The sequence below is a fragment of the Candidatus Magnetaquicoccus inordinatus genome, from assembly GCF_004217665.1.
Classification (GTDB): Bacteria; Pseudomonadota; Magnetococcia; order Magnetococcales; family Magnetaquicoccaceae; genus Magnetaquicoccus; species Magnetaquicoccus inordinatus.
Genome location: NZ_RXIU01000145.1, coordinates 1 through 9174, shown reverse-complemented (window position 1 = coordinate 9174; position 9174 = coordinate 1). Strand labels below are relative to the sequence as shown.

Here is a 9174-nt window from a genome sequence, read left to right as displayed (position 1 = left end):
ATAAAATAGTCACACACCAGGATCAACACGGAGCTGAGTACGACGGCAGAGGTGGTGGCCTGGCTGACCCCTTCGGCGCCGCGTTTGGCATGATAGCCTTTGAAAGTACAGATCCAGGTGACGATCAGACCAAAGCTGAAGGCTTTGATCATACCGGTGCTGATATCACGCATCACCACGGCGGACTCGATGCCGGAAAAATAGATACCGCTGCTCATCTCCAATAATTGTACCGCGATCAAATAGCCACCCAAAATGCCAATGACATCAAAAATGGCGGTCAAAATAGGCAGAGAGAGCAAGCCAGCCAGAACACGCGGTACTACCAGATATTGCAGCGAAGAGATACCCATCACCTCCAGGGCATCCACCTGTTCGCGAATACGCATGATTCCCAGTTCCGCAGCCAGGGCAGAACCGGCCCGTCCGGTAACCATTAAACCAGAGAGAACCGGACCCAATTCACGGATGATGGAGAGGGCCACAGCCGGACCAAGCATCCCTTCGGCACCAAAGCGGGTCAGGGTATAATATCCTTGCAACGCCAACACCATTCCGGCAAAAATAGCGGTCAGAACGATGACAAACAGTGAGCGAATACCAATAAAGTGTATCTGTTTGAGCAGATTTTGGATTCGGTAGGGCGGACGCAGGGCAAGCGCAGACACAGTCAGGATAAACAGGGACATACGTCCTGTTTCCAGAATAAATTCAATCGTATATCGTCCCAATTGCCGGATAAGGGAAATCATCGTTCAAGCGTACAGCCGTTTGGAGGTGAGCAGAGATTTGCCAGGCAGCCGAATCCTATGGTTGCAAAGCGGCAAATTGTCGCGCATTATGGATAGGGTTGGCAAGGAATTAAAGCAAGCCAACCCTCATTTTTCCTCGAACCAAGCGAACCCGGAATGAAAAAATTCTTTTTTGTTATCACGTTGTTTTTATGTATGTTAGTCGGACATACGCAATCGACGGCGACAGCCGGAGAGAATAGAACGGTACCGGAGAGTACGAGTGAAAGTGATGGTCAGCTCGCTTTCAGTATCGATGATGTCTCCGATCCGTTGGAACCGGTCAACCGTTTTTTCTTTGAGTTTAACGATCTGTTCTATATGGGTATTTTGCGCCCTGTTGCCACGGTATATGGTGAATTGGTACCGGAAGGGGTTCGTGTTGGCGTGCGCAATGTGTTCCAGAATCTGGCCACACCGACTCGCGTAGTCAGTACCATCCTGGAAGGGGAGATTAGCCAATCAGGGGTGGAGTTGGCCCGTTTTGGTGTCAACACGATATTTGGATTTTTTGGATTTTTTGATGTGGCCGGTGAAGCAGGCTTAAAAAGCACGCAACAAGATTTGGGACAGGCATTGGGACGCTGGGGAGCAGGAGATTCTCTGTATCTGGTGTTGCCGATTGTCGGTCCCTCTAATCTGCGTGATGGTGTGGGATGGGTTGGCGATACCCTCATGAATCCATTAACCTATGTTCCTGGTGATATTGGTTATCGTGCCGGGTTGGTTGCCCATCGGACCGTTAATGACACCTCATTGCATCTGGGCGAATATGAAGACTTGAAGAAATCGGCAGTTGATCCATATATTTCTTTACGTGATGCCTATTTGCAACGACGTCGGGCTTTGATCAGCGAATAGAGGGCGTTGCCTGAGCTTTTGCCAAAGAATGCAGGGTGCTGAAATGGTTGTGGGCACCCTTTTTTCTTTGGTTGCATTATGCGAGACAACAAGCCACAATGCTGCACGAAATATTGTTTCCATTCCTGCAACTTGGTATGACTCCTATGAAACAACTACGTCTTTCTCTGTTTCTATTATTGATGGTCGCTTTTCTGGGTATGGCTGGCCGTGTCTCGGCGGGAGAGTTGGACGAGATTTACCGCTTGACCGATGAAAAAAAACTCGACCAAGCCATGAAAAAACTGGAAAATTTTTTGCGGGAGCATCCCAAAGATGCGGAAGCCCGTTTTTTGCAGGGACTGATTTTTACCGGCAAAAGTCAGAATGATGAGGCCATTCGTGTCTTTCGCGAATTGGGCGCCGACTATCCCGATCTGCCAGAGCCCTTTAATAATCTGGCTGTACTGTATGCCGAACGGGGTGACTATGAAAATGCCCGGCAGGCGTTGTTGAATGCGGTACGCATTTTACCAGATTATGCCACAGCGCATGAAAATTTGGGTGATGTCTATGCCAAACTGGCCTCGCAGGCCTATGCGCAGGCGTTACGCATCAACAATTCCAATGCCATGGTTTCAGCCAAGTTGGATTTTCTGAAAAAATTGTTTGTTGCGGCCGGGACTGCTCCAGCAGACAGCGGATCACCGATTGTAGCCGCCAAAGCGCCGGCCAAAGCTGTTCCTGAGCGGGCAGATAACAAAAAAACCGCTGCCGTTGTCCCTCCTCCGGCCCCCACCTCGGTCAGCAATGTGGGTGATGCAGAGGCGCGCAGTGAACTGGATCCGGCCAGCCGTGCACTGACCACCAGTAGCAATGAGCCAGCGCCAGCAGCCCCAGCCGTTGCCGAGAGTGCGCCTGTTCCTTCGGCATCAGCAGAGATCGAACGCACCGTACAAGCATGGGCCAAAGTTTGGTCAGCAAAAAAAGTGGATGAATATTTATCGTTTTATTCAGATAGCGCATATACACCACCAGATAAATTTGCCGATCGGGAAGCTTGGAAACAGCAACGGCGGGTGGCTTTGAGCGCCTCCGGCACCATTCGGGTGACCCTTTCCAACATCAAGGTGAACGTCACAGCTCCTGATCGTGCGCAAGTCACTTTTAATCAAAGCTATTGGTCCAATCGCTACCAGGATCAAGTGCAAAAAACCTTGGCCATGCAAAAAGAGGGTGCTGCCTGGAAGATTGTGCGAGAATTTTAATGCACCAAGAGTGCTTCTCTTCTGGCGCCAAATAGGGACAAAAAAAGCTATGACCCGTTTCGCTTTATGGGAGAGTTGATGTGTGGGTCAAAGCCACTGTTTCTGCCCATGCCATGCTTGTTGAGCGGGCAAGCGGTACAGTTGAAAAATTGTTGATGGTCCGTCTGGCCTACAAAGATCAGCGCTGGGGAAAATGGTCTTTCCCGGGCGGTTTTGTTGATCAGGGAGAGGCGGTAACAGACGCCCTGTTGCGTGAAGTGGTAGAAGAGATCGGTATTGAGTTGTTGCAATGGGAACGCATGGATGTCATTCCCATGCTCGATCAGGAGCATCCCAATGTCAGCTTTTTGTATATCAGTGATTGCTGGCAAGGGGAGATTCAGTGTCGCAGCCGTGAACTACTCGAAGTGGCTTGGTTTGATTGTGCTGCCTTTGCACGCATGGTGCAGCAAGGAGAGTTGGCCTACTCGGTCATTGCCGAGCAGGTGGCCGTATTGGGATGGGATATAGAGGGTGCAACGCGAGGGTGTTGATGTCAATGTCAACTATCCTGCCGAGCAGGTGGCCGTATTGGGATGGGATATAGAGGGTGCAACGCGAGGGTGTTGATGTCAACCATCCCAAACAGATTTTCTGGACTTTGGATCATCGCTTTCCTGCTGCTGTTGCCAGGTGAGACAGCGTCGGGACAAGAGGGGGATCACAATCCCCAGCCTCAGGAAGAGCGCACGGGTGAAGCGTTGCAGCGGGCTCGCAACGCCTTGCGTGAGGCCATGGATGCGCTTTCCGAAGCAGGGCGTTTGACCTTGGACCAGCAGTTGCCCAAATTAAAATCACAAACCGATCAAGCCTTACGCCATACGCAACAACTGTTGCAGCAGTGGGAAAACCAACTCAAGCAAGAAATGTATAAACAAAAAGATCCTGCACCGACACCTCTGCCCTCCCCACCGGATGAGGGTGGCAAGGAAACGCCGGAAGAGACACACCAACTGCAACGTATTTAATGCGCTCTCTTTGGTAACTATTCAGGTTCGCAATGGCTCGCCAGCTCTGCCCGGTTTGCGATAACTCGCCAGCTCTACCCCCCATGGGGATGCTGTGCGGATTGGCGCAAAAAAGCGCGCCAATCCGCACAACTTGCTTCCATTAGGCGCGCCGCGCCGACGCAAAAAGCGCGTCGGCTTGTTGTGAAAGGCGCGCCAAAGGCAAAAGATTAAAAGCAAAATCCCAGGGATTCCATCCCTGGACCCGGCCAGAGAGGTGCCCTCCCTGGACCCGCAGTTGTTTTGGCTGGTGAATAGTTACCTCTCCTTTTTAATGCTGTTATCCCCATGGCACACAATACACTGATCAATCTTGCGCAAGTGAGTTGCCTGGATGATGACCACAATGCGGAGCAACAGCCGTTGTTTGACTCTCTCAATTGGTCCATCCATGCGGGAGAACGTTGGGCGATTGTGGGCAAAGAGAGTAGTGGCAAAACGCTCTTGTTGCGCTTGATGGCTGGTTTAATCCCGACAGATCAGGGAGAGATCCGTTGGCAGGGTCAAAGCGTGCCAGGTAATTTGTTGACGGGCGATTTGGGGGTCATCTTCAGCGATGCCGGACAACGTTTTTTGACGGCCACAGTCTGGGAAGAGGTCGCCTTGACCCCGGCACAGGCAGGCTTGCGTGGCGAATCGTTACAGAGTCGGGTCGCAGAAGCACTGCAGCAGGCTGGCTTGGCGAGCTCACTGGGCCAACGAGAGCTCTCTACTTTATCATCGGCAGAAGCCTATCGTGTCTCAGTCGCAGCAGTATTGGCGATGCAGCCCACCTTATTGTTGTTGGATGAACCGGGAGCCGTTTTGGATGAGGTGGGTGAAGCCGAGTTGGCGCAACGTCTACGCAGTTTCAGCAGCGTCACCTTTACCAGCCGCCTGAGCCGCGCCAAACAATTTGCCGATCGGCTGGCCTGGTTGGAAAAGGGTAAATTATATTTGGAGGAGTAAAACCAGGAGGGAGCCTGCTCCCTCCCGGATACTCTCTCTGCAGTTATAATCCTAATTCTACAAAAAAATCATTGCCTTTATCATCGACAATGATAAAGGCTGGAAAATCCTCTACCTCGATACGATAGACCGCTTCCATTCCCAACTCTGGATAATCGATCACCTCCACCTTTTTGATACAATCCTGGGCCAGGCGGGCTGCGGCTCCCCCTATGGAACCGAGATAAAAACCGCCGTAGGCTTTGCAGGCAGCGGTTACCGCCCGGCTGCGATTACCTTTGGCCAACATGACATAGGAACCACCCTGTTTTTGGAAGGCATCGACATAACTATCCATGCGTCCGGCGGTGGTCGGTCCAAAAGAGCCAGAGGCATAACCGACTGGAGTTTTTGCAGGGCCTGCATAGTAGACGATATGGTCGCGGAAATAGTCTGGCATACCTTCGCCGCGCTGCAACCGTTCCTGGATGCGCGCATGCGCAATATCGCGCGCCACGACAATGGGTCCATTAAGCATCACCCGGGTCTTGATGGGATAACGGCTTAAGGTTTCACGGATGCTGGCCATGGGATGGTGGAGATCAATTTTCACCACCTCCTGGCTGAGCTGCTCTGCTGCCACCTCTGGCAGAAAGCGCGCCGGATCCCGCTCCAGATTTTCCAACCATACCCCTTGCTGATTGATCTTAGCGCGGATATTGCGATCAGCGGAGCAGGAGACACCAATGCCCACCGGACAAGAGGCGCCGTGGCGTGGTAAACGGATCACCCGCACATCATGGACAAAATATTTGCCACCAAACTGGGCGCCCAAGCCAAGTTGCTGACAGATCTGGACCACTTGGGCCTCTGTTTCACGGTCACGCAGCGCTCCCCCCAAACCATCCCCTCGCTCTGGCAAGCCATCGAGATAGCGTGCCGAGGCCAATTTGACCACTTTCAGATTTTGTTCTGGAGAGAGCCCACCTACGACAACAGCCAAATGGTAGGGAGGACAGGCAGAGGTACCGAGGGAAGGCAGCTTTTCACGTAAAAAGGCAGCCATATTATCTGGGGTCAACAGTGCTTTGGTTTGTTGATACAAGAAGGTTTTATTGGCAGAGCCGCCCCCCTTGGCCAGAAAGAGAAAGGAGTAGCCGTTGCCATTGACCTCCTCGATATCGATTTGCGCTGGCAGATTGGTGCCGGTATTACGCTCTTCATAAAGGGTGATGGGTGCAACCTGGGAGTAGCGCAAATTGGTATGGGCATAGGTCTGATAGATCCCTTTGCTGAGGGCCTCTTTATCCCCTCCTCCGGTCCAAACCCGATCCCCTTTTTTACCCATCACGATGGCTGTTCCGGTATCCTGACAGCTTGGCAAAACCATTCCGGCAGCAATACAGGCATTTTTGATCAGTTCCAAGGCGACATAACGATCATTGGCGGAAGCCTCTGGATCATCCAAAATCAAACGCAGTTGCTGCAGATGGCTGGCGCGCAACAGATGGGCAACATCCCGCATGGCGGTCTCGGCCAACAAGGTCAAAGCCTCTGGTTCGACAACCAGCAACTCCTGATCGGCAAAGTGTGCCGAAGAGACAAAGCGCTCCGTAAGCAGTCGGTATTCGGTAGCATCGGGACCGAGGTTGAACATTTCGCTTGTTGGCAAGGATGTCATAAAAAAATCTCCCGGTTAAGGTTGAGGATGCACGGACAATGGCTGGAAGAACAGAGGTACCATGGGAAGCATGGCGGATCAAGCGGCAATGCTTGTCACCACAAAATCGGGACGAATTGCGCGTTGTCTGCACAGTTCCGGCAGATTTTGTTCATGGGCATAGGCTCCAGAGAGAGTCAGACAGGTGACAAATCCCTGGGCCGCGCCTCCCAAAATATCGGTATCCAGAGTATCGCCCACCATCAGACAGCGCTGGGGAGACAGATGGGGAAACTCCTGATGGATCCGTTGATAGACAGGGGCGAACGGCTTGCCAAGACCCACCCAGGGACAATGAAAACGGTCCACCCATGTTGCAGCGGTATAACCCGCCACCACTGAGACCGCACCACTCTCTTCTGGGGTGACCAGATCGGGATTGGCTAATACAATCGGCAAGGGTTGCTGCGCCAATAAGCTTTCCACCTGCTGCTGCTGTTGCTGTCCATAATAGTCGCGATTGCTGCACATCAGCAAAAATCGGGCATCCTGCCACCCTGCACCGGGTCGCAGATTGACACACAAGCGCTGTTGATCGGGTGCATAGGCCAACAAGCTCTCCTCACTGCCGATCAAATAGTAGGGTTGGTTTTGCCAGGGTGCGGCGGCAAGAGAGTCGGCAATAGCCATTCCAGAGGTTATGATATCCTTTTGCGGAAAGCAAAATCCCATATCATGCAGTTGTTTGCTCAGATGTTCTGGTGTCTGCGAGGCATTATTGGACAACACCCGCACAGCACGCCCTTGCTGATAGAGGCGTGCAACCGCTTCCGGGGCGCCGGGAATGACCTTTTTGCCGCGATAGAGAACACCGTAGGCATCCAGCAAAATCAGGTCAAATTGTGCACTCAGTTCGGCAAATGCGAGCTGCTGCATCTTCCCAGCCAACAAACGATCCCCAAGTTGCGAATCGTTGTGACAGAGACGCGCACGATAGCGGGCATAGAGGGGGGCAAGCTGACTGGAATCGTGGATGAGCGGTTTCATTGGAATATGCAAGACTATCGATAGAGTATCTCAACCGGACAACGGCTGAAGAGGCTTTTTTGATAAAAAATTTTTAAGGTGCACAAATTTGTTTGTGTACTTAGAGCAGAATTTTTTTTAATATAACAAAAAAGCAAATTTCCGACAAGATACGGCTCCACAAGCAAACCCGCAATCCCGGGTGGTGCATGGATTGCCGTGTGGCGTTGATCCCAACCCTCAGGGGCCAAATAATGGGTTTTTCTGATAACAGGTTGCGAGTATTTCATGCGGTTGCCAAGCATTTATCCTTTACGCGGGCTGCGGAGGAGTTGGATTTAACGCAGCCTGCCATCACCTTTCAGATTCGCCAATTAGAAGATCATTTTGATACCCGCCTGTTTGATCGCCATCACAATCGTATTACTCTGACAGAGGCAGGCAAGGTTGCACTGGATTATGCGGAGCGTATTTTAGAGTTGTATCATGAGACAGAAAAAAGCGTATTCGAGATGACCGGGGTTACTCGTGGTTTGATCAAATTGGGGGCTTCAACAACGATTGGTGAATATTTGTTGCCGACCATTTTAAGCGGGTATCATGAACAATATCCCGATGTCAAAATACGCATGACGGTACACAATACCAGCCAAGTGGTACGCAAATTGGAAGATGCCACGATAGATCTGGGCATGGTGGAAGGGCCGGTAGAAAACAGTACGCTTCAGGTGACGCCGTGCATGGAAGATGAGTTGGTGGTGATTTTACCCCCCCAATCACCACTGCTGCGCTGGACAGAGATCCCTTTGGAGCAGTTGATTGGCGTACCATTTGTTTCACGGGAAGAGGGTTCTGGAACCCGTGCGGTAGTAGAAGCGCTGTTGGCACAGAGCAAATTGCCCTATGAGCGACTCAATTTGGCCTTAGAGCTGGGCTCCACGGAAGCGGTCAAGGTGGCGGTAGAGGGAGGAGTTGGCTTTGGTATCGTCTCTTTAACGGCGTTGGCCAAAGAGTTACGCTTAAATACTCTGGTGATGCGTCGTATTCAGGGCATGCGCATGATGCGCCAGTTAAATTTTATCTATCCCAAGCAAAAATTTCGCTCCAAAGCGGTAGAGGTATTTTTACGTTTTGCAGGACAGCGCTGCGGGATTGCTCCAGAAGAGTTGCGTATTAACACACCCTGAACTGAAAGTGCAAAATATAACAGCAAGCCATGCGCTGCATCGCTCAACTGATTTTTGACAACCAGCTCTTGCAACCTTCTCCCCATTCATCCAGCACACTCCCAACCCAATGTGGCGAGGATGGTCGCACACTGTATCTGCGCACTCCTGGCTCCATCTTGACCTATAAATCTCCCCCCAAAAAAACGCCGCATACCTATCGCAAGTTCAGTATGCGGCGCTGTTTGTACCTTATTTTTGGAAGGCGTCTGGTAACTATTGCGGTTGTGCACGCTCGCCAGCTCTACCCCCATGGGGATGCCGTGTGGATTGGCGCAAAAAAACGCGCCAATCCACACGGCTTGCTTCCATCAGGCGCGCTGCGCCGACGCAAAGAGCGCGTCGGCTTAGTTTGAAAAGCGCGCCAAAGGCAAAAGATTAAAAAAGATT

Annotated in this window: 10 protein-coding genes; 7 read left to right on the top strand and 3 right to left on the bottom strand. The window is 51.6% G+C overall.

The genetic code is table 11. The features are described 5' to 3' along the window. A partial coding sequence (locus EJP87_RS10885) for an MlaE family ABC transporter permease (protein WP_130471901.1) occupies positions 1–752 on the bottom strand: 752 nt, incomplete at its 3' end. A 195-nt stretch (positions 753–947) separates the two neighbouring features. Here EJP87_RS10885 and EJP87_RS10880 point away from each other — a divergent pair. The 5 genes from EJP87_RS10880 (at position 948) to EJP87_RS10860 (ending at position 4893) form a co-directional block, all read left to right on the top strand. Beyond that, positions 948–1652, top strand: a complete 705-nt coding sequence (locus tag EJP87_RS10880) for an MlaA family lipoprotein (protein WP_193771298.1) — start codon at positions 948–950, stop codon at positions 1650–1652. Between the two features lie 146 nt (positions 1653–1798). Next, a complete protein-coding gene (locus tag EJP87_RS10875; RefSeq protein WP_193771297.1) occupies positions 1799–2899 on the top strand; it encodes a nuclear transport factor 2 family protein in 1101 nt (366 codons plus the stop codon). An 80-nt stretch (positions 2900–2979) separates the two neighbouring features. Further along, complete coding sequence (locus EJP87_RS10870; RefSeq protein WP_130471898.1) at positions 2980–3432, top strand: NUDIX hydrolase; 453 nt, start codon at positions 2980–2982, stop codon at positions 3430–3432. Between the two features lie 75 nt (positions 3433–3507). Continuing rightward, a complete protein-coding gene (locus EJP87_RS10865; RefSeq protein WP_130471897.1) occupies positions 3508–3906 on the top strand; it encodes a hypothetical protein in 399 nt (132 codons plus the stop codon). A 327-nt stretch (positions 3907–4233) separates the two neighbouring features. Continuing rightward, positions 4234–4893 carry an ABC transporter ATP-binding protein gene (locus EJP87_RS10860; protein ID WP_130471896.1) on the top strand — a complete coding sequence of 220 codons (660 nt, stop codon included), beginning with the start codon at positions 4234–4236 and terminating at the stop codon, positions 4891–4893. A gap of 43 nt (positions 4894–4936) precedes the next feature. On the opposite strand, the gene EJP87_RS10855 is transcribed toward EJP87_RS10860, so the two are convergent. Both EJP87_RS10855 and EJP87_RS10850 read right to left on the bottom strand, forming a co-directional pair. Continuing rightward, complete coding sequence (locus tag EJP87_RS10855) at positions 4937–6553, bottom strand: fumarate hydratase (RefSeq protein WP_130471895.1); 1617 nt, start codon at positions 6551–6553, stop codon at positions 4937–4939. 78 nt (positions 6554–6631) lie between these two features. Further along, entirely contained in the window at positions 6632–7579 is a 948-nt protein-coding gene (locus tag EJP87_RS10850; RefSeq protein ID WP_130471894.1) for an HAD-IIA family hydrolase, read from the bottom strand. A gap of 233 nt (positions 7580–7812) precedes the next feature. Here EJP87_RS10850 and EJP87_RS10845 point away from each other — a divergent pair, with 233 nt between their 5' ends. Beyond that, entirely contained in the window at positions 7813–8745 is a 933-nt protein-coding gene (locus EJP87_RS10845) for a selenium metabolism-associated LysR family transcriptional regulator (protein WP_130471893.1), read from the top strand. A gap of 29 nt (positions 8746–8774) precedes the next feature. Beyond that, the gene (locus EJP87_RS10840; protein ID WP_130471892.1) at positions 8775–9140 is read left to right on the top strand and encodes a hypothetical protein; all 366 of its coding nucleotides are present in this window, start codon (positions 8775–8777) and stop codon (positions 9138–9140) included. The last annotated feature ends 34 nt before the right edge of the window (positions 9141–9174 follow it).

What these genes read in the sequence shown, in the direction of transcription:
- EJP87_RS10880 (WP_193771298.1), top strand. Translation starts at nt 948, where the DNA reads ATGTTAGTCGGACATACGCAATCGACGGCGACAGCCGGAGAGAATAGA.
- EJP87_RS10850 (WP_130471894.1), bottom strand. Translation starts at nt 7,579, where the DNA reads ATGAAACCGCTCATCCACGATTCCAGTCAGCTTGCCCCCCTCTATGCC.
- EJP87_RS10865 (WP_130471897.1), top strand. Translation starts at nt 3,508, where the DNA reads ATGTCAACCATCCCAAACAGATTTTCTGGACTTTGGATCATCGCTTTC.
- EJP87_RS10845 (WP_130471893.1), top strand. Translation starts at nt 7,813, where the DNA reads ATGGGTTTTTCTGATAACAGGTTGCGAGTATTTCATGCGGTTGCCAAG.
- EJP87_RS10840 (WP_130471892.1), top strand. Translation starts at nt 8,775, where the DNA reads ATGCGCTGCATCGCTCAACTGATTTTTGACAACCAGCTCTTGCAACCT.
- EJP87_RS10860 (WP_130471896.1), top strand. Translation starts at nt 4,234, where the DNA reads ATGGCACACAATACACTGATCAATCTTGCGCAAGTGAGTTGCCTGGAT.
- EJP87_RS10855 (WP_130471895.1), bottom strand. Translation starts at nt 6,553, where the DNA reads ATGACATCCTTGCCAACAAGCGAAATGTTCAACCTCGGTCCCGATGCT.
- EJP87_RS10875 (WP_193771297.1), top strand. Translation starts at nt 1,799, where the DNA reads ATGAAACAACTACGTCTTTCTCTGTTTCTATTATTGATGGTCGCTTTT.